Source organism: Nitrincola salilacus (assembly GCF_046271865.1).
Taxonomy (GTDB): domain Bacteria; phylum Pseudomonadota; class Gammaproteobacteria; order Pseudomonadales; family Balneatricaceae; genus Nitrincola; species Nitrincola salilacus.
The window spans coordinates 4,360,759-4,381,413 of the sequence record NZ_CP176580.1 but is presented as its reverse complement, the minus strand read 5'-3'; the positions used below and the strand labels follow the sequence as shown (position 1 = coordinate 4,381,413).

Annotated in this window: 14 protein-coding genes; 12 read left to right on the top strand and 2 right to left on the bottom strand. The window is 55.8% G+C overall.

Annotation, left to right across the window (positions count from 1 at the left end; all coding sequences use genetic code 11):
- Positions 1-2 precede the first annotated feature (2 nt).
- The gene (locus ACK3CJ_RS20150; protein ID WP_409523985.1) at positions 3-1,967 is read right to left on the bottom strand and encodes an ATP-binding protein; all 1,965 of its coding nucleotides are present in this window, start codon (positions 1,965-1,967) and stop codon (positions 3-5) included.
- A 205-nt stretch (positions 1,968-2,172) separates the two neighbouring features.
- On the opposite strand from ACK3CJ_RS20150, the gene ACK3CJ_RS20145 reads away from it, so the two are divergent.
- Positions 2,173-4,428: a LemA family protein gene (locus ACK3CJ_RS20145; protein WP_409523984.1), complete on the top strand. Its 2,256-nt coding sequence runs from the start codon at positions 2,173-2,175 to the stop codon at positions 4,426-4,428.
- Positions 4,429-4,449: 21 nt separating this feature from the next.
- Here the strand turns inward: ACK3CJ_RS20145 and ACK3CJ_RS20140 are convergent, their stop codons facing one another.
- Positions 4,450-5,355: a LysR family transcriptional regulator gene (locus ACK3CJ_RS20140; protein WP_409523983.1), complete on the bottom strand. Its 906-nt coding sequence runs from the start codon at positions 5,353-5,355 to the stop codon at positions 4,450-4,452.
- A gap of 173 nt (positions 5,356-5,528) precedes the next feature.
- On the opposite strand from ACK3CJ_RS20140, the gene ACK3CJ_RS20135 reads away from it, so the two are divergent.
- The 11 genes from ACK3CJ_RS20135 to ACK3CJ_RS20085 all read left to right on the top strand — a co-directional run bounded on the left by ACK3CJ_RS20135 (position 5,529) and on the right by ACK3CJ_RS20085 (position 20,647).
- Positions 5,529-9,092 (top strand): indolepyruvate ferredoxin oxidoreductase family protein, encoded by a 3,564-nt coding sequence (locus ACK3CJ_RS20135; protein ID WP_409523982.1) that lies wholly within the window; start codon positions 5,529-5,531, stop codon positions 9,090-9,092.
- Positions 9,093-9,243: 151 nt separating this feature from the next.
- Entirely contained in the window at positions 9,244-10,002 is a 759-nt protein-coding gene (locus ACK3CJ_RS20130) for a substrate-binding periplasmic protein (RefSeq protein ID WP_409523981.1), read from the top strand.
- A 126-nt stretch (positions 10,003-10,128) separates the two neighbouring features.
- Complete coding sequence (locus ACK3CJ_RS20125; RefSeq protein WP_409523980.1) at positions 10,129-11,106, top strand: dipeptidase; 978 nt, start codon at positions 10,129-10,131, stop codon at positions 11,104-11,106.
- Positions 11,107-11,184: 78 nt separating this feature from the next.
- On the top strand, positions 11,185-11,709 hold the full coding sequence (locus tag ACK3CJ_RS20120; RefSeq protein ID WP_409526627.1) for a DUF5943 domain-containing protein: 525 nt from the start codon (positions 11,185-11,187) through the stop codon (positions 11,707-11,709).
- 20 nt (positions 11,710-11,729) lie between these two features.
- Positions 11,730-13,799 carry a dimethylglycine demethylation protein DgcA gene (dgcA, locus tag ACK3CJ_RS20115; RefSeq protein ID WP_409523979.1) on the top strand — a complete coding sequence of 690 codons (2,070 nt, stop codon included), beginning with the start codon at positions 11,730-11,732 and terminating at the stop codon, positions 13,797-13,799.
- A gap of 13 nt (positions 13,800-13,812) precedes the next feature.
- Positions 13,813-15,774: a (Fe-S)-binding protein gene (locus ACK3CJ_RS20110; protein ID WP_409523978.1), complete on the top strand. Its 1,962-nt coding sequence runs from the start codon at positions 13,813-13,815 to the stop codon at positions 15,772-15,774.
- The gene (locus ACK3CJ_RS20105; RefSeq protein ID WP_409523977.1) at positions 15,771-17,039 is read left to right on the top strand and encodes an electron transfer flavoprotein subunit alpha/FixB family protein; all 1,269 of its coding nucleotides are present in this window, start codon (positions 15,771-15,773) and stop codon (positions 17,037-17,039) included. The genes ACK3CJ_RS20110 and ACK3CJ_RS20105 overlap by 4 nt, the downstream gene beginning before the upstream one ends.
- Complete coding sequence (locus ACK3CJ_RS20100; RefSeq protein WP_409523976.1) at positions 17,029-17,853, top strand: electron transfer flavoprotein subunit beta; 825 nt, start codon at positions 17,029-17,031, stop codon at positions 17,851-17,853. Before ACK3CJ_RS20105 ends, ACK3CJ_RS20100 begins: the two co-directional genes overlap by 11 nt.
- A 224-nt stretch (positions 17,854-18,077) precedes the next feature.
- A complete protein-coding gene (locus ACK3CJ_RS20095; protein WP_409523975.1) occupies positions 18,078-18,434 on the top strand; it encodes a RidA family protein in 357 nt (118 codons plus the stop codon).
- A 264-nt stretch (positions 18,435-18,698) separates the two neighbouring features.
- A complete protein-coding gene (locus tag ACK3CJ_RS20090; RefSeq protein WP_409523974.1) occupies positions 18,699-19,739 on the top strand; it encodes a PDDEXK nuclease domain-containing protein in 1,041 nt (346 codons plus the stop codon).
- Positions 19,740-19,879: 140 nt separating this feature from the next.
- Complete coding sequence (locus tag ACK3CJ_RS20085) at positions 19,880-20,647, top strand: class II aldolase/adducin family protein (protein WP_409523973.1); 768 nt, start codon at positions 19,880-19,882, stop codon at positions 20,645-20,647.
- Positions 20,648-20,655 lie beyond the last annotated feature (8 nt).

The following is a 20,655-nucleotide window of genomic DNA, read 5'->3' as shown; positions in this document are numbered from 1 at the left end:
TCTTATTCATGGCTGTTGACCCGCTGGCTGGATGCCGAAGCCTGGCTGACGGGTGTCGTGGGAAGCAGCAACTGAAAGCGCGTCCCCCCGGGAGATGATTCGAGTAAACGGATACTGCCGCCGAAATCCTGCATGATATTGTAGCTGATCGACAGGCCCAGCCCCAGACCACTGCTTTGCGACTTGGTGGTGAAATAGGGATCGAAAATATGTTCCTGCAGAGCACTGTCTATACCGGTGCCATTATCACTGATGATCACTTCAACCTGCTGTGTTTCCGAAACCTCCTGCCAGTGGATCTCGATACGAGGCTGTGCCACCGATTGTACGGCATCCAATGCGTTGATCAGCAGGTTGACCAGTACCTGCTCCAGGCGGATAGGCTCGGCCAGTGCACTGAGATGATCAGGGCCACTCAGCGTGGGTCGGCAATGCGTTGAGCGGGTCTGGCACAACTCCACTGAGGCTTGAATGATCGGTTTGAGCACGACCGGTGCGCGCCTGTGATCAGCCTTGCGGGCAAAACTGCGCAGATGATGGGTGATGCTGGCGGTTTTCTCCAGCAGTCTGGCCAGCCGTTCCAGTCCCGGCTCTGCGCGCTCTGGCTCCCCCTTTTCCAGCCAGCGACTGATACTGTGCACCTGATTGCGCATGGCAGCCAATGGTTGGTTGATCTCGTGTGTAATCGCCACACTGAGCTGGCCAAGGGCTGCGAGCTTACCCGCCTGAATCAGCTCCTGCTGTGTCAGACGCAAGCGTTTTTCGGTGGTCAGGCGCTCCTCGGTTTCGCGTGCCAGGTTGCGATGCGCCTCGGCGGAGGCTTTAGCAGTGAGCTGGAAGTGTCTCAGATCACGCGCCATTGAGGTGATCTCATCACGGCCTTCCAGAACGACATCGATATCCAGATGTCCGCTGGCGATCGCCCGCATATTGGACTGTAATCGGGACAGGCGACCCAGAATATTTCGGCGCACATAGAACCAGGAGATACTGCCGGCCAGCAGCAGGCTGATCAGCGACAGCATGAAGGTGGCATCACTGGCCTTGGAGACAGACTGCACTGCCTGCTCAATATCACGATCCAGATGCTGATTCACCCGCTCGGTATAGTGCGAAATCTGCGCCGCCAACTGCTGGATATGGCGCTGGCTGTTGGTCACCAGAAACTCCTCCTGATAACGCAGATCCAGTTCGCGGTTCTTGGCATCAAACAGCTCGCCCTCGCGTGACGTCAGCAGCAGAATGCGGTTCAGTGTTTCACGTGAATCGTCTGACTGTACCATCGCCGGGTAGAGATTGAGCTGATCGTGAATGCCCGATGCCAGGGCTTCAAGGCGTAGAAAAGTGTAATCCAGCTCGGCAAAACTGCTGTCGGTATGCAGTTTTTCAGCCAGCGCCGACAGGTAGTTCAGGCGCAGTCGCAGCGGCATCAACATGTTGGCCTCTGCCAGAGACTGGCCAGCTTGTTTATCCAGATCCTCATTCAGGCGCAGATAGAGCGGATAGAGCTCCAGTCGGTGCTGATGTGAGCGCCAGGCCTGACGCTCACGCTCCTCTACTGTCTGTTGAATCAAGCCGATGCTGTAACGGATCTGATCGCTGATCTCGATAAAGTAGCGGTTATAATCCGGCAGATGAATCACCCACTGCTGCATCTCCGCCAGTTGCTGATCCAATTGCTCGCGTGTGCGCTGGCGCAGATAGTTGGAGTCGGCACTGATCAGGCGCGGGACATAAGCGGTCAGTTGCTGGCTCAACTCATTCAGGCGCGCCGAGGCATAGAGCACCTCGATGCTCTCTTCGCGTATCTGCTCCAGCCGCTCCTCAAGCAGCAGACTACTGCGAAACGCCAGCCCCGCCGCCAGCAACGTCATCACCGCTACCAGCGCAAACGCCAGCATCAACCGTGTGCTGACACTGCGCGGCCACAGAGCGGTCAGATACTGTGAGAGAGAGGATCGGGACATGAACGGGCTACTCGGATTGAGTCAGTCTTATTTTTGTAATATACGTTATCCTGTCTGCACAGCGCATACCACCGTTTTGTGTCGCAGAAATATATCTACGACAGGAGGTACATCCACCATGTGACAATAATGTCTTCATGTAATGATGGTTTCACTTTTGCGCTAAGATACAGTTTTTCAATCAAGACACTTGTATCAGGCCAACATGGTAAAAAAGATACTTTTCGGACTTCTGGCTTGTGTGATGATGGCTGCGGGCTATTGGTTCCTGCTGACTGGTTTCTCATCCCTGAATCAATTCCGTCAGATTGAGCGGGTGCCGCCTGTGCCCGTTGTCGCAACCATGCCTGGTGAGGTCAATCTGAATGGTACGGCACTGCCCACCGCCGATGATGCAATGATCCTGTCGCCAAATACCAAGACGCCCTCGCTTTATTATCGTTACCATATTGAGCGAAAAGTGCGTGACTCTGATGGTGATACCCGTTGGGATACGGTCAGCAATAAAAACTATTCGGTCCCGTTTTTGTTGCAGGATGACACCGGCCAGATACTCATCGAAGCGGGCAGCACACCTGCATCCTTACCACTGTCACATCGACACACCGAAGGCGACATGCGCTATTCGGAGTATCGAATCGAACCTGGACAGGCGCTGTTTCTGCTTGGTTATGCAGTGCATAAGGAGCAGGATCGCTCGATGGTTGTGGTGTTTAATCGTCCCGGTAGTTATACCCCGCTGATCTCTGCTTATGGTGAGAACCACGAGCGCAGTAGTATTGCCTTTACGAGTCTTTTGCAGATGCTGGCAGGAGTGGCAGCCACTGCGTCTGCAATTTATCTGGTCTGTGTGCTGTTGAGTGTACATAAGACAGCAGTTCTGCTCGTACTCATGTCATTGGTGCTGATGATGCTGTTGGCCTATCAGGGGCTGAATCTGGCGCGTGAAGATGTGCTCGATGCAGTTCAGAATTTGCAGAGGGCTGAGTGGCGAGGGCAGGCTGCGATTACAGAGATACTGGCAGACGCAGGTGTCGAGTGGCAAGGTGATTGGGCGAGTTTACCCTCTCCTGATGAGTGGCCTTTGTTGTCCGAGCAGAAACAGCAGCGCCTGCTGGGTATCAGGCACTTTCTGCTCGCTTCTCTCTGGCGTACGGAACGTCTTTTATCTGCCTGGCCGGAACGCATGTTTGCAGCGGATCTGAAACTGCCGGAACTGATGATGACAGCAGATGAATTACAGACGCAACAATCACTCATATCAGACTTTCAAGCGACTCGCCTGAACTGGTGGCAGGCATTGATACTGGTGGGTTTTGGCATGCTTGTACTCTGGTTCGCTGGAAAGTTTGGCTTTAGACGAGTTCACCTGAAACGAATGATTGAAAATCTGCCGACGACGCCTGTGCAGGGTGTGACATATGGGCTGACAGAGGTGTCAGGTAAAGCGATTTTGCCGACAGATTCCGTGCTGCTGAGAGGCCCACTGACCGACCGGCCTTGTCTGAGTTATATCTACCGAGTGGAAGAAAAGCGCAGGAGTGGCAAAAAGCATAAATGGGTCACGATTCAGTTGGATTCTGAACTGCATCCTTTCTGGCTTACGGACGGGGAGAGCAAGGCCCATGTAGAGGTTGTGCCGCAAGACAGCGAAATGATTATCCGTGCCCCAGTCAGTAAAATTGAGGGTAATCTTCGCTATACAGAAACTGCGATAGAGCCTGATGCGGAGCTCTATATACTCGGCCCGGCACTGGTGGCTGAAGCGCGTGCCGAGCTGCAGATACGTTCCGGTGACGATAATGAACCCTTTATCATCAGCGACCTGAGCGAGCAGGAGGTGATGCTGATGAAGGTGCAAGGCGGCTTTGCCTGGCTGACGGCCAGCCTGGTGGGTGGGGTGATGCTGGCGCTGGGTGTAGCCGGTACCTGGGGTAGCTTTGGCGCCTTGCCTTGGCTGTTGTGTGCAGCCATTCCCTTACTCTATCTGCTCGTTGCACTGGGTATTCTGATGTACAACGATCTGGTGTTTCTGCGTCAGCGTGCGCGCAAGACCCTGGCCAATATTGAAGTCTCGCTGAAAAAACGCAGTGATCTGATACCCGCTCTGGAGACAGTTGCCAAAACCTATCTGCAGCATGAACAGTCAGTGCAAAGCGAGCTGGCACAACTGCGTACGCAATTGGGTAAATCAGACTGGAGTACAGAGGAAAGCAATGCCTTCCTACAGGCCGAGTCTTCATTGCACGCCATGCTGCTGGCCCGCGTGGAGGCCTATCCGGATCTCAAGGCGGATGAAACACTTCGCCAACTGATGCACAGCCTGACCCGGATGGAGGATGAGGTCAGTCTGATGCGCGTCGGTCATACCTTGGCGATCGAGCGTTACAATACCCGTCGCCAGCAGTTCCCGGAGGTGATTCTGGCGGGAGCTTTCGGTTTTGGGCCTTTGCCCGCATAACCCGAGCAGGACCAATCCCCATCAACTCCCGCAGGCATGAATCAGAAACTGCCGAAACGCATCCGCCTGCTCACTGAGCTTCACACCGGGTTTCCAGATCAGACCCACCTCCATATGTGGCACAGCATCGGTGATCGGGCGGGCTTCGATTTTCTTTCCTTCCAGTGACCAGGGGCGATACACCATGTCCGACAGGATGGTGATGCCGAAACCGTGCGCGATCAGCCCACGCAGCGCCTCGAGCGATCCGGTACGAAACCCCGTGTTGGGGGTCAGCCCTTGCGATTGCCAGTAGCGCAGTGTGGATTCCTCACCTTCGTCTACATTTAACTGGATGTAGGTGTAGGGCGCGATATCGTTCAGAGAGGGAAATGGGATGCTCGCCAGTGGGTGATCCGAGGCCATCCACAACTGACGACGCGAGCGGATCAGGACATGTTCCTCCAGTGTTGAACGATCAGGTCGATTGGACAGAATCATGATTCCCAGCTCAATCTCCTCACGCTCAATCCCCTGTTCTATCTGCTCCCGTTCCAGATCCTGCAGATCAATCTCGATATCAGGATAGTTGCGGCGAAAGCGTGCCATCAACGCCGGCAGAAAATAACCCAGAACGGTGTAGGAGGCGGCGATATGGATCGCACCGCCGAGGGTGTGGCTGAGAAATCCGGGTTCGCGCACGGCATCCTGCAGCGAGTCGAGCACATGACGACTATGCTGACAGAAGCTGTGTCCCTCTGCGGTCAGTTCCACGCCATGCGGGCGGCGTTCAAACAGACGCACGCCGAGGGTCTGCTCCAGCATCAGCACGGCGTTGGTGATGGCCGACTGGGAAACATGCTCACGGCTGGCGGCCATAGAGAACTGACCAGTTTCGGCTGCTGCGACGAAATAACGCAGTTGGCGCAGGGTGATCTCTTTAGGCATGAGTGACTCCTGAAGCGGGGCTCCTGTGGTATTGGAGTGATATCTGAATTATTGATATCAGGAGACAATATAAGTGATTTGACGATATCGCAAGCGATTCATAGGATGCTATACCAATAAAAATAGAGGGGGATAGGTAATCCTGTCCGACCTCAAAGACCTGGAGAGATGTGATGACGGCGACGCTGAAGAGTGCGGCTGAACAGGAGCTGCGTGAGATCACCCTGGATGATAAATATACCCGGACGGATGGGCGTATCTACATCAGTGGTACTCAGGCGCTGGCTCGCCTGCCGATGCTGCAGAAAGAGCGTGATCGCCGTGCCGGCCTGAATACAGCTGGCTATGTCTCCGGGTATCGCGGCTCCCCTCTTGGTGGTCTGGATATGGCGCTGTGGCAGGCGCAAAAACATCTGGCCGACCATGATGTCGTGTTCCAGCCAGGCGTGAATGAAGACTTGGCCGCCACGGCTGTCTGGGGTACGCAGCAGACCAACCTCTATGATAATGCCCGTTATGATGGTGTGTTCGGCATGTGGTATGGCAAGGGGCCGGGTGTTGATCGCTCGGCGGATGTACTCAAGCATGCCAACGCTGCCGGCAGCTCACCACATGGCGGCGTACTGCTGCTGGCGGGTGATGACCATGCCGCCAAATCCTCCTCTGTTGCACACCAATCCGAACACCTGCTGATCGCCTGCGGAATTCCCGTCCTCTATCCCTCCAATGTGCAGGAATATCTGGATTACGGCATGCATGGTTGGGCGATGAGTCGCTATTCAGGTCTCTGGGTATCGATGAAGTGTGTCACTGATGTTGTCGAATCTTCCGCGTCGATTGATGTCGATCCCGATAGAGTCGAGGTGGTGATCCCCGAGGACTTCGTCATGCCCGAAGGGGGCCTGAACATCCGCTGGCCCGATCCACCGCTGGATCAGGAAGCACGGATGCTGGATCATAAATGGTATGCGGCACTCGCCTATATCCGTGCCAACAAGCTCAATCGTATCGTAATCGACTCGCCCAAGGCGCGCTTCGGCATCATGGCGGCCGGCAAGGCCTATCTTGATGTGCGTCAGGCACTGACCGATCTGGGGTTGGATGATGAAGCCTGCTCACAGTTGGGTATACGACTGTACAAGGTCGGCTGTGTCTGGCCTCTGGAGGCTCAGGGTGCACGTGAGTTCGCGACTGGTCTGGAAGAGATTCTGGTAGTGGAGGAGAAACGCCAGATTCTGGAGTACGCGCTGAAAGAGGAGCTGTACAACTGGCGTGATGATGTCCGCCCGCGTGTGTATGGCAAGTTTGATGAGCGCGACAACTCTGGTGGCGAGTGGTCAGTACCGCGTGGTCAGTGGTTGTTGCCGGCACGTTATGAACTGTCTCCGGCGCTGATCGCCAAAGCGATCGCCAGCCGCTTGAATCGGGTCGGCCTGCCTGATGAAGTGCGTGAGCGAATCGAAGCGCGTATCGCCGTGATCGACGCCAAAGAGCTTGAGGCGGCCCGGCCACGTGAAACCGCCGAGCGCAAACCCTGGTTCTGCTCCGGTTGCCCGCACAACACCTCCACGCGCGTGCCTGAGGGTTCTCGTGCGCTGGCCGGTATCGGTTGTCATTACATGGTGATGTGGATGGACCGCAACACCGAAACCTTCAGCCAGATGGGCGGTGAAGGAGTTGCCTGGCTCGGTCAGATGCATTTCTCCGGTGACAAACATGTGTTCGTCAATCTCGGGGATGGCACCTATTTCCACTCCGGTCTGTTGGCGATACGCGCCTCTATCGCCGCGAAAGCGAATATCACTTACAAGATTCTATACAACGATGCCGTGGCGATGACCGGAGGGCAGCCGGTCGATGGCGTACTGACGGTGCCTCAGATCGTGGCGCAGGTGGTGGCTGAGGGTGCGAAAGAGGTGCTGGTAGTCACAGATGAGCCGGATAAATACACCGGTGCCATGACGCTGCCAGCGGGCATCGCCGTGCACCACCGTGATGAGCTGGATCAGATACAGCTGCGCCTGCGCGATACCGAGGGTGTCACCATTCTGGTGTATGACCAGACCTGCGCGACCGAGAAGCGCCGTCGGCGCAAGCGTGGTCAGTACCCGGATCCTGCGCGTCGTGTCTTTATCAATGATGCCGTCTGCGAAGGTTGCGGTGATTGCTCTGTGGTCTCTAACTGTCTGTCGGTGGAGCCGCTGGAAACCGAACTGGGCACCAAGCGCAAGATCAACCAGTCCTCCTGCAACAAGGATTTCTCCTGCCTGAAAGGATTCTGCCCGAGCTTTGTCACGGCGGAGGGGGCGCAACCGAAGAAACCACAGATCGCCAAAGGTGGCAGCAGCCCGCTGAAAGTTGAAGACCTGCCCCAACCGAGTCTGCCGGTCATTGCAGAGCCTTATGGTGTGGTCGTGACCGGTGTCGGTGGTACCGGTGTGGTCACCATCGGGGCATTGATCGGTATGGCAGCGCATCTGGAGAGCAAGGGCGTTACAGTGCTGGATATGACCGGCCTGGCACAGAAAGGTGGCGCCGTGATCAGCCATGTGCAGATCGCCAACCAGCCGGAGGATATTCATGCCACCCGTATCGCCACGGGTGAAGCGCATCTGGTGATCGGTTGTGATGCGATTGTTACTGCTTCGATGGATGCCCTGTCGCGTACGCGTCGTGATATCACGGCAACGGTGGTTAACAGCGCCGAAGTCCCGACTGCAGCCTTTATCGGTAACCCGAACTGGCACTTCCCGAGCGAATCGGCTGAAGCGGATATTCGCGACAGCATCGGCGAGCGATGTGACTTTATCAATGCCAATCAACTGGCGCTGGATCTTCTCGGCGATACGCTGTTCGCCAACCCGTTGCTGATGGGTTATGCCTGGCAGAAAGGTTGGATTCCGCTGTCATTGGCGGCTCTGACCCGCGCGATTGAGATGAACAATGTTGCAGTTGAGAAGAACCTGCAGGCATTCGGTTGGGGACGTCTGGTTGCACATCACGGCGAAGCCGAGGTGATGAAACATCAGGCCGCTAAGGGGGCTGTGCAGGTGATCCGTATGCCGGAGACGCTGGATCAACTGATCGCCAAGCGTGTCCAACTGCTGACTGATTATCAGGATGCGGCTTATGCAGCCCGTTTTGAGACAGCTGTGCGGTCTATCAGGCAGCTGGAGGAGACGCTGGTCGGTAAGGCACGTCTGCAATTGACTGAAGCGGTCGTGCGCAATCTGTCCAAACTGATGGCCTACAAGGATGAGTACGAGGTCGCGCGCCTGTATAGCGATCCGGCTTTCCTCGACAAACTGCGCGCCCAGTTCGAAGGCGAGCCGGGCAAAGACTATCAGCTCAACTTCTATCTGGCCCCACCACTGCTGGCGAAGACCGATGCCAAAGGGCATCTGGTGAAACGTCGCTACGGCTCCTGGATGCTGCCGCTGTTCAAACTGCTGGCGCGCTTCAAGGGACTGCGCGGTTCATCGCTGGATATCTTTGGTCGCACCGAGGAACGGCGTCAGGAGCGTCAGCTGATCGAGGATTATCTGGTATTGCTGGAGGAGTTCGGTCGCAGCCTAAATACCGATAATCTGGCACTGGCGATTGATCTGGCGAGTCTGCCGGATCAGATCCGCGGCTTCGGGCACGTCAAGGAACGTAACCAGCAGGCTGTGGCGGCTCAGCGTGATCTGCTGCTGGCCGAGTATCGCAGCGAGGCGCAGTACGTTAAGGTGGGGTGAATATAGACAGATAACCATACGCATCCTATGCTTTCAGTGTTCTTGCTATTGCCTGATCTGATTCATACGCTGGATGCGGCTTCACAACAGACAGGATGACTGAGCTTCAGGGCAGGCAGGTCATTCCGGTCAGTATGGGGGGAGGGTGTCCTTGAAAATTCGGTTGTTACTGCTCTGCCTGCTTGTTTGTCTGTCCAGTTCCTCACTCCTGTCTGCGCGCGAGCTCAGGGTGGGTCTGGGTGAGCTGGATTACCCACCTTTTTACTTTATGGAAGATGGTCGCTTCAAAGGCGCGGCTGTCGAGATCGCAGAACATCTTGCAGGCCAGTTGGGCCATCAGCTTGTATATAAGCGCTATCCTTGGGCGCGGGTGCAGAACGCGCTTGAGTTCGGTGATCTGGATATGATGATCCTCTATTTCAAAACACCCGAGCGTGAGCAAAGCGTGGTGTACACGGATATTCCTCATCTCAACGAATCCAGTCACCTGTTTGTGCATAATGGCAGCGATATTGATTTGTCATCCACACTTGATAACCTCCAGGATAAAGTGTTCGGGCATGTGAGGGGGTATTCTCATGGTGATGTATATGATAACCATCAGCACCTGCGGAAACATCTCGTGCCTGATGAGCGGCATCTGATTCGCACGCTTATAGTCGGGGGAATTGATATTGCAGTCGGGAACAGGCCAGCGATCCTGATGGTGGCCGAGATGGAAGGGCTGGAGGATCAAATCGCTTTTCTGGACACTCCCATTGATATAGGTCCCAACTTCCTGGCTTTCTCCAGAGCCTTGTCGGATGCTGAGGCTTTGGCACGCGACTATTCGGATCAGCTCAGGCAATTCATGTCGTCAGACGAATATCGTCAGATCCTGATGGCGTACGGATTTGATCTGACGGAATAGTCGCTAATACGACAGTCCTGACGTTTTCAGAATTATTCCCGTCGCATTCAAGAGACCCCCTCGGCAGGTAGAGGGCTATTCTGCGAGCATTGAAACTGATAATGCCCGTTAGCCTGGAGAGTCATCATGACACCTGCCGAACTGCACCAAGATGCCATCGTCATTGATGGTCTGATCATTGCGAAGTGGAACCGTGAACTGTTCGAAGATATGCGCAAAGGCGGCCTGACGGCGGCAAACTGCACCGTATCTGTCTGGGAGGGGTTCCAGGCGACTGTGAATAACATCGCCGCCAGCAATAAGCTGATCCGTGATAACAGTGATCTGGTGATTCCAGTGCGCACCACAGCCGATATCCAGCGCGCCAAGGATGAAGGCAAGACCGGCATTCTGTTTGGTTTTCAGAACGCTCATGCGTTTGAGGATCAACTGGGCTATATCGAGGTGTTCAAGGAGCTCGGCGTCGGTATTGTACAGATGTGCTACAACACCCAGAACCTGGTTGGCACCGGCTGCTACGAGCGTGATGGTGGTCTGTCCGGTTTCGGGCGTGAAGTGGTCGCTGAGATGAACCGGGTCGGTATCATGTGTGACTTGTCGCATGTTGGCTCCAAAACCTCCGAAGAGGTGATTCTGGAATCGCAGAAACCTGTCTGCTACTCCCACTGCCTGCCATCCGGTCTGAAAGAGCATCCGCGTAACAAATCCGACGAAGAGCTGAAGTTCATTGCTGATCACGGTGGTTTTGTCGGTGTGACCATGTTCGCGCCCTTCCTGAAGAAAGGGATCGACTCCACCATCGACGACTACGCCGAAGCGATCGAGTATGTGATGAATATTGTCGGTGAAGACGCGATCGGTATCGGTACTGACTTCACTCAGGGACATGGCCAGGATTTCTTCGAGTGGCTGACCCACGACAAGGGCTATGCACGTCGTCTGACCCGTTTTGGCAAGATCGTTAACCCGCTGGGTATCCGTACTGTCGGCGAGTTCCCCAACCTCACCGAAACCCTGCTCAAGCGCGGCATGAGTGAATCTCAGGTGCGCAAGATCATGGGTGAGAACTGGGTCCGTGTTCTGAAAGATGTCTGGGGCGAGTGATCACTCCCGCTGGATGACTGTTGTTTATACGATATTTAATAAGAAATAATCTTTAGATAGGTGATCACCGTGGCAAAAATGGCTCCTGAACTTCCCATCGAAGTTGATTCCGAAACCGGCGTATGGACATCTGACGCTCTGCCGATGCTGTATGTTCCCCGGCATTTTTTCATCAATAATCATCAGGCTATTGAAGAGGAGCTGGGTCCTGAGCGTTATGCACAGATCCTGTACAAAGCGGGCTACAAGAGCGCCTGGCACTGGTGTGAAAAAGAGGCTGAGCTGCATGGCCTGTCGGGTGTGGATGTGTTTGAGCACTATATGAAGCGCCTGTCACAGCGTGGCTGGGGCAAGTTCATCACCGAAGAGATCGATCTGGCCGCAGGTACCTGTAAGGTGCGTCTGGAGTTCTCCGCGTTTGTCTATCACTACGGCAAGGTGAACCGCAAAATCGAATATATGTTCACCGGTTGGTTTGCCGGTGCAATGGATCAGATCCTGGAAGCGCAGGGCAGTTCACTGCGCACCGTTGCGGAACAGACCCAGAGCGGCGCCGAAGAGGGCTGCGATGTCGGTTACTTCGTTACCCGTCCTCTGGTCTGATCTGAGAGTAGGAGTGAGTCATGTCCCAGTTTGATGCCATTTTCCAGCCGATCCAGATCGGTAACCTGACGATCCGTAACCGCGTGGTCAGTACTGCACATGCCGAGGTGTATGCCACCGATGGCGGTATGACAACGGATCGCTACGTTAAATATTATGAAGAGAAAGCCAAGGGCGGATGCGGTCTGTGCATCTGCGGTGGTTCCTCTGTTGTCTCCATCGACAGCCCACAGGGCTGGTGGAGTTCGGTCAACCTCTCCACCGACCGGATCATCCCGCACTTCCAGAATCTGGCCGATGCCGTGCACAAGCATGGCGGCAAGATCATGATTCAGATCACCCATATGGGTCGTCGTTCACGCTGGGATGGCTATGACTGGTCCACCCTGATGTCACCCTCCGGTATCCGCGAGCCAGTGCATCGCTCCACCTGCAAGACGATTGAGGAGGAGGAGATCTGGCGCGTTATCGGTGACTTCGCTCAAGCGGCACGTCGTGCCAAAGAGGGTGGTCTGGACGGTGTGGAGCTGTCGGCAGTGCATCAGCATCTGGTCGATCAGTTCTGGAGCCCACGTGTTAACAAGCGTACTGATGAGTGGGGCGGCAGTTTCGAGAACCGCATGCGCTTCGGTATGGAAGTATTGAAAGCGGTGCGTGCTGAAGTGGGGCGTGACTTTGCCGTGGGTATGCGTATCTGTGGCGATGAGTTCCATCCCGATGGTCTGACGCACGAAGATATGAAGCAGATCGCGGCCTATTATGACGCCACCGGCCTGCTCGATTTCTTCGGCGTGATCGGTTCCGGTTGTGATACACACAATACACTGGCCAACGTGATTCCGAACATGTCCTTCCCGCCGGAGCCTTTCCTGCATCTGGCTGCTGGCATCAAGGAAGTGGTCAAGGTGCCGGTGATCCATGCGCAGAATATCAAGGATCCGAACCAGGCACAGCGTATCCTTGAAGGGGGCTATGTCGATCTGGTCGGTATGACGCGTGCGCATATTGCTGATCCGCACATTATCGCCAAGATCAAGATGGGTCAGATCGACCAGATCCGTCAGTGTGTGGGTGCCAACTACTGCATCGACCGTCAGTATCAGGGGTTGGATGTGCTCTGTATTCAGAACGCGGCAACTTCGCGTGAGCACATGGGTGTGCCGCATATCATCGAGAAAACTGAAGGGATCAAGCGCAAGGTTGTTGTGGTTGGTGGTGGTCCTGCCGGTATGGAAGCGGCGCGTGTTGCTGCTGAGCGTGGTCATGATGTCACGCTGTTTGAAGGCAAGGATCAGTTGGGTGGACAGATCACCACGGCCTCCAAGGCCCCGCAGCGTGATCAGATCGCCGGTATTACCCGCTGGTATCAACTGGAACTGGCACGCCTGAAAGTGGACCTGCGTCTTGGTACCTATGCTGATGAACCAACGATCAAGGATCTGCGCCCGGATATCGTGGTGCTGGCGGTCGGTGGTAAGCCGTTTGTAGAACAGGTGCCTGAGTGGGGTGCGGATGAGGGGCTGGTGGTCAGCAGCTGGGATATTCTGGATGGCAAGGTCGAGCCGGGCAAAAATGTGCTGATCTACGACACTATCTGCGAGTTCACCGGCATGTCGGTCGCGGATTACCTGTCCGAGAAGGGCGCCAAGGTTGAGCTGCTGACCGACGATATCAAGCCAGGCGCGGCCGTGGGCGGGACTACCTTCCCGACCTACTATCGCAGCCTGTATGCCAAAGAGGTGATCCTGAGCTCGGATATGGCACTGCACAAGGTTTACCGCGAAGGTGATCAACTGGTGGCTGTGCTGGAAAACGAGTACACCGGTCAGATGGAAGAGCGTGTTGTTGATCAGGTGGTGGTCGAGAACGGTGTGCGTCCGGATGAAGCGCTTTACTACGCGCTGAAGCACCAGTCGCTGAACAAGGGGCAGATCGATGTCGAGTCGCTCTATGCGATCAAGCCTCAGCCGAGCCTGAGTGAGTCGACCGAGGGTGACAGCTTCCTGCTGTTCCGGATCGGTGACTGCACGGCTCCGCGAAATACTCATGCCGCGATCTATGATGCGCTGCGTTTGTGCAAGGATTTCTGATTAGAGTGTGCTTATGCTCAATATAATCTTACCTGTACTGATATTTGCAGCGCTGGCGCTGGCGGTGATCGGCGCAGTCCGCCGCATCAGTCTGTGGCGTCAGGGCCGGTCCTCGCCGGTATCGCTGCTGGCGGGTCTGGCTGCAATGCCACGCCGCTACCTGGTGGATCTACACCATGTGGTTGGGCGTGACAGCTACATCTCCAACACACATGTTGCCACGGCGGGTGGCTTTGTCGCCGCGGCCGTGTTGGCGATACTGGTGCACGGGCTGCAGCTGGAAAGCCGCATCCTGGCCTGGGCGCTGCTGGCCGCGACCACCTCCATGTTCGTGGGTGCATTGTTTGTCGCCAAACGGCGAGTCAATCCGCCATCACGCCTGTCCAAAGGGCCCTGGATGCGTTTGCCGAAAAGCCTGATGGCATTTTCGCTGGCGTTCTTCCTGATCACCCTGCCGGCGGCTGGTATTCTGCCGCACGGATTCGGTGGCTGGGTGCTGGCGTTGCTACTCGTAGCGCTGGTGGTCTGGGGGTTGGGTGAAATGTTCTTCGGCATGACCTGGGGCGGGCCGATGAAGCACGCCTTTGCCGGTGCACTGCATCTGGCCTGGCATCGTCGCGCCGAACGTTTTGGTGGCGGTCGATCCACCGGGCTCAAACCACTGAATCTGGACGACCCGAACGCGACACTCGGGGTTGAAAAACCGGCTGACTTCACCTGGAACCAATTGCTGGGTTTTGATGCTTGCGTGCAGTGTGGCCGCTGTGAAGCGGTCTGCCCTGCATTTGCGGCGGGTCAGCCACTTAACCCGAAAAAACTGATTCAGGATATGGTGGTCGGTCTGGCCGGTGGCAGCGATGCACACTATGCTGGCTCTCCCTATCCCGGCAAGCCTGTAGGTGAGCATCAGGGTGATGCTCACAGCCCGATCGTGGCACGCGAGGGCAAGGCGCTGGTTGATGCCGAGACGCTCTGGTCCTGTACCACTTGTCGCGCCTGTGTCGAAGAGTGTCCGATGATGATCGAACATGTCGACGCCATCGTCGATATGCGCCGCTTCCTGACGCTGGAACGTGGTGAAACGCCGAACAAGGGTGCCGAGGTGATCGACAATCTGATCGCTACCGACAACCCCGGTGGTTTTGCTCCGACGGCACGCATGAACTGGGCCGCCGATCTCAACCTGCCAGTGCTGGCTGAAGTGAAGCGCACTGATGTGCTGCTGTGGCTTGGTGACGGCGCCTTCGATATGCGCAACCAGCGCACGTTGCGCGCTTTCGTCAAGGTGTTGCGCGCAGCGGGTGTCAACTTTGCCGTGCTTGGTAATGAAGAGCGTGACAGTGGTGATGTGGCACGTCGGCTGGGTGATGAGGCGACCTTCCAGAGCCTGGCGCGGCGCAATATCGCCACGCTGGCGAAGTACAGCTTCCGCAGTATCGTTACCTGTGATCCGCACAGTTTCCATGTGTTGAAGAATGAGTATGGTGAGCTGGGTGGCGAGTATGTCGTTCATCATCACACCACCTTCATCGGCAAACTGCATGAGGATAAAAAGCTTAATCTGCGCGGTTGGAAAGGCGGCAAGGTCACCTATCATGATCCCTGCTATCTGGGACGCTACAACGGTGAATATGAAGCGCCACGTGCCGTACTCAGAGCCCTGGGTATTGAGGTGGCGGAGATGGAGCGCTCCGGTTTCCGCTCACGCTGCTGCGGTGGTGGTGGCGGCGCACCGATCACGGATATTCCCGGCAAACAGCGTATCCCTGATATGCGCATGGAAGATATCCGCGAGACGGGTGCCGAGCTGGTCGCTGTGGGCTGCCCACAGTGTACAGCGATGCTGGAAGGTGTCGTGGAGCCACGGCCCGAGATCCGAGATATCGCCGAACTGGTTGCCGATGCACTGATTGAACAGGCTGACGCCGTGGATGCCACGGCAAAAAAGTCGCAGGCTGAGGAGACGGTGGCATGAGTGACATTATCCGTCGTGACCCGCGTAAAGCGTGGATAGCACGTAATCGTCTGCATCCTGAGCATGCCAGCGTGCTGGCCGAGCTGGGGATGGGTGATGCACAGCCCACTCAGTGGATGGGCCCGAATGGTGTGATGCGCAAGGATCCGCATCGGGTTGGCTTTATCGGCCCTGCGGGCATCAAACGTATCGATCGCAGTGGTGTTCAAGGTGCTCCGGGTCAGGTGCAGGCGCGCAGTACTGCCGCGCAGGACACACGCACAACAGTGCTGATTGCCGAGCCTGCCTTTCATATTGTGGTGGTACCGGATATGGCAGGCGGCCGTCTGTCGGCGCATGATCGTGATCTGCTGGGCCTGGCTCGGCAGATGGCTGATAAAGATGCCAGCGCCCAGGGCGCCGTCGTGGCGATTGTGTTCGGTGAACAGAAAGAGGACAGCTGGGGCGAGGCGGGTATCGACCGACTGCTGCAGCTCAGAGATGTTGCACTGGAGGGTTACTCCCCTGAGTATCGCATCGCCATTCTCACGGCTGCCGAGCGCGAGCTGAAACCGCGTTACTGGCTGCTCCCTGACTCCAGTCTGGGTGGTGGCGATCTCGGTCGGCGCCTGTCGGTACGTATCGGTGAGCGGGCGGCTACGCAGGTGTGGCAGGTGGATATGGAGAGCGAAACACCGCGTTGTACTGGTCGGGGGGCTGCAGGTCGTCAGGATATTACCCGTGATCTGCCGCGTGTGCTGTTGGCACTGGCTGAGTGCGGCGAGCCGGTCAGCGATACACGTCATGAGGCGCAAGCTATCCAGTTGCAACAGCCTCTGCCGGAGCAACTGGTGCGTATTGAGGATCTGGGCGCTGTGGCGGTCGATCCGGCCAGTGTTGCCCTCAGCGAGGCCGAGTTCATCCTGTCGGGTGGTAACGGTGTGCAAGACTGGGATGGCTTCCATCAGGCGGCGCGCGTTCTGGGCGCTACCGAGGGGGCCTCGCGTGTTGCCGTGGACGATGGCTTTATGGCGCGTGATCGTCAGGTTGGTGCGACCGGCACCTGGGTGACGGCACGCGTCTATATGGCGGTGGGTATTTCGGGTGCGATCCAGCATCTTCAGGGTATCCAGAGCTGCGATAAGGTGATCGCGATCAACATGGATCCAGGCTGCGACATGATCAAGCGTGCTGACCTGGCAGTGATCGGTGATTCAGGCGAGATACTGTCCGAGCTGGTCAAACGTGTGGATGGACTGAAGCAGGAGAATCGAAATGTTGCTTAGTACCCCGCAGACTCCGAAAGGTGGAGCAGCCACTACAATTGCCGTGTTGTTGTCTGTCGGCAGCCATCCGCTCACCGGGCGTGCGCGTCGGGCCGAGCAGGATGCAAGAGCTCTGGAGATGGCCCTGGCTTTGCCGGAAACCGACACACAACTGATCCATGCCGGACAGTTGAATGACAACAGCGAACCGGCACTGCGCAGCTATCTGGGTATGGGGCCTCAGCAGATGACACTGATTCAGCAGGCGCAGCAATCGGATGTGCTGCCCGCGCTGGAAAAACATTTGCGTCAGCTTGGCCCGAAACTGATTCTGTGCGGCTCACGTGCCGAAGCCGGCGAAGGCTCAGGCCTGCTACCCTATCTGCTGGCCGAAAAGCTTGGTTGGCCATTAATCAGTGGCCTGGCCGCAATTGAATCGGTGGATGGCAGCAGTGCTACGGTGCTGCAGGCATTGCCCCGTGGCCAGCGTCGTCGTCTGCGGGTGAAGTTGCCGGCATTACTGACGATCGACAGTGCTGCACCTGTGGCACGCCAGTCGGCTTTTGGTCCTGCGCGCCGTGGTGAATTGGCAGAAGTTGATGCAACGGCGCAGGTCGATGCTGAACAGGCAAACTGGGATATCCAGCCAGCACGTAAACGCCCGAAACGCCTTAAAATCATCAAGGCCACTTCGGCTCGAGATCGTTTCAAGGCGGCAGCGGCCAAGTCCGAAGGCAGCGGCGGTCAGGTGCTCAAAGATATTACGGCAGCCGAGGGTGCCGATGCTATTTTGAAACTACTGATGGAAGAGGGGGTTTTGCGCGTCGGTAGTTGATCACGAGTAGCAGAGCACGAATAGCAGAACAGTCTTCTTCGTCTGGGTCAGGGGTGGCTATCGTCATCTCTGGCCATTTTTTTATCCTGTTTCTTTACCACGACTCTTTATCCCGATTCATGATCCTGCCTTCCAGTTTCGTTCCCGGATCTTTACCATAGCAGCCCTGGCATGTATCAATCGATGCACGCATTCCAGATTCACACTTTTACAGGGAGATACCCATGACCATTCAGCGCCATGAAATCGGCACACGCATGAGCCGCGCCGTCGTTCACAACAACACCGTTTACCTGTGCGGTCAGGTGGCAGAGGATCGTCATGCTGATATCACAGGTCAGACCCAGACAATGCTGGCCAAGGTTGACTCACTGCTGGCATCAGTCGGCAGCAGCCGTGAGCATATGCTGTCTGCCACTATCTACCTTAAGGATATGGCACTCTTCAGTGAGATGAACGAAGTCTGGGACAACTGGGTTCCTGAAGGCTATGCACCGGCCCGTGCCTGTGTCCAGGCCAGCATGGCCAGTCCGGAGTTGCTGGTTGAAATCTCCGTGGTAGCGGCGGTGCCGGTGGCATAAAGCCTCTGGGGAGAAACATAAAGTGGTTGTTAACCGCTTTATGTTTTTATATGGTTTTAGCTCACCCCCGAAAACCGATCGCTCAGCTCCTGGTTGCGCTGGCTCATCGGCTGCAACAGGTGCTCTTTAGTGCTGGAAGATGACGTGGAGATAAACAATAGTGCCCCTGACTGCTTTCAGCAGGACCTTTCAGATAAACATGTACATGAGTGTTGATGATGACACCTAGTACATTAGTCCGCTGTTTTGTATAGAGGGTAGAACATGAATGACAAGCCTTTATCTCTGAGTGAGCCCCCGGAAGGTTATACCGACTGGATCGCCAACCTGAAAGCTCTCATCCATTCAGCCCAGCAACGAGCCTCCCAGGCAGTCAATCGCGAGCTGGTATTGCTTTACTGGCAGATCGGTAGTGATATTCTGACCCGGCAGGCCAATAAGGGCTGGGGTGCAAAAGTGATTGACAGGTTGGCACATGACTTGCGTATTGCTTTCCCCGAGATGAAAGGTTTTTCACCTCGGAACCTGAAATACATGCGAGCTTTTGCTGAAGCCTGGCCTGATGTTCAATTTGTGCAAGGGGTGCTTGCACAATTACCCTGGTATCATCAGATTGCCTTGCTCGACAAACTGAAAATGGCCGATGATCGCCTCTGGTATGCGCAAAAGGCAATCGACGATAACTGGTCACGTAATGTACTGGTGATGCAGATTGAAACCCGTTTGAGGGAGCGAGAGGGTATGGCCATTACCAACTTCGAACAGCGTCTGCCAAAACCCCAATCGGATCTTGCCCGGGAGTCCATCAAAGACCCTTATCGTTTCGACTTTCTGGGGCTTACCCATGAGGCTCAGGAGCGTGAAGTTGAGTCAGCCCTTGTTCAACATGTTACTCGATTTCTATTAGAGCTGGGAGCAGGATTCGCTTTTGTAGGACGGCAAGTTCCGCTTAATGTGGGAGGAGATGAGTTTTTTATTGATCTGCTTTTCTACCACCTCAAACTGCGCTGCTATGTCGTCATTGAACTCAAGGCTGACAGGTTCAAACCGGAACATCTGGGGCAACTGGGATTTTATCTGACTGCTGTGGATCGTCAGGTGAAAAATGAGCAGGATAATCCGACACTCGGGCTGTTGCTGTGCAAAAGCAAGAACAAGGTGGTGGCAGAATATGCTTTGGGTGACAAAACTCAACCCATGGGGATTGCTGAATATAAACTGCTGGAATCTTTACCCGAACCCTTGCAAACCAACCTGCCGAGCATCGAACAGCTCGAGAAGGAATTGGAAGGCGCTGAAAAGTAAGCGAACTGGACTACAGAACAGCTGGCTGGCATTTTTATCTGCCCGGCCATCTCGCCCCATTGATCACCCCTGCCATCTCACATAGACTGCCTGACATCTATAAGCATTAATGCAGGCAAGCGACTTGCCGGGGGGAGATTTTGAACGCACTACCCAAGCTGGATCTGCACGGTAAGGTCAGTGACGCGGAATGGCAGTTGCGCGTGGATCTGGCTGCCTGTTACCGACTGGTGGAACATCACCGTTGGGGGGATCTGATCTATACCCATATTTCGGCACGACTGCCGGGAACGGATCAGTATCTGGTCAATGCCTTTGGCCTGAGTTTTGACGAGGTGACTGCCTCGAACCTGGTCAAGGTCGATCTGCAGGGCAATATCCTTGACGACACACCCTTCAGTATCAATCCGGCTGGCTTCACGATTCATAGTGCGATTCATGAGGTGCGGCCGGATGCACACTGTGTGATCCATCTGCACACTAAAGAAACGATCGCTGTCGCAACCCAGAAAAACGGGCTACAGCCGCTGAGTCAGTACTCACTCTTCTCACTGCCTTCACTGGCCTATCACCAGTATGAAGGGCTGGCGGTGAATCCTGAGGAGAAGGCGCGTCTGCAGGCGGATCTGGGGCATCACAACCATATGTTATTGGTCAATCACGGTGGCTTGGCGCTGGGGCCGACGGTGGGGGATGCCTTTATGCGTTTTTACGATCTGCAGCGTGCCTGTGAGGTACAGCTGGCGATCCAGGCCAGTGGGCAGGAAGCGCTCCCCATCGCGCAGCCGATCATCGACAATATTTTCCGCCAGGCCAATGTGGTGCACAGCGGTAGTACCGGCGGCCAGCTTGCCTGGCCTGCGATGCTGCGCAAGGCCTATCGGTTGGACCCAGGATTTGCAGAGTAGGAGTCATC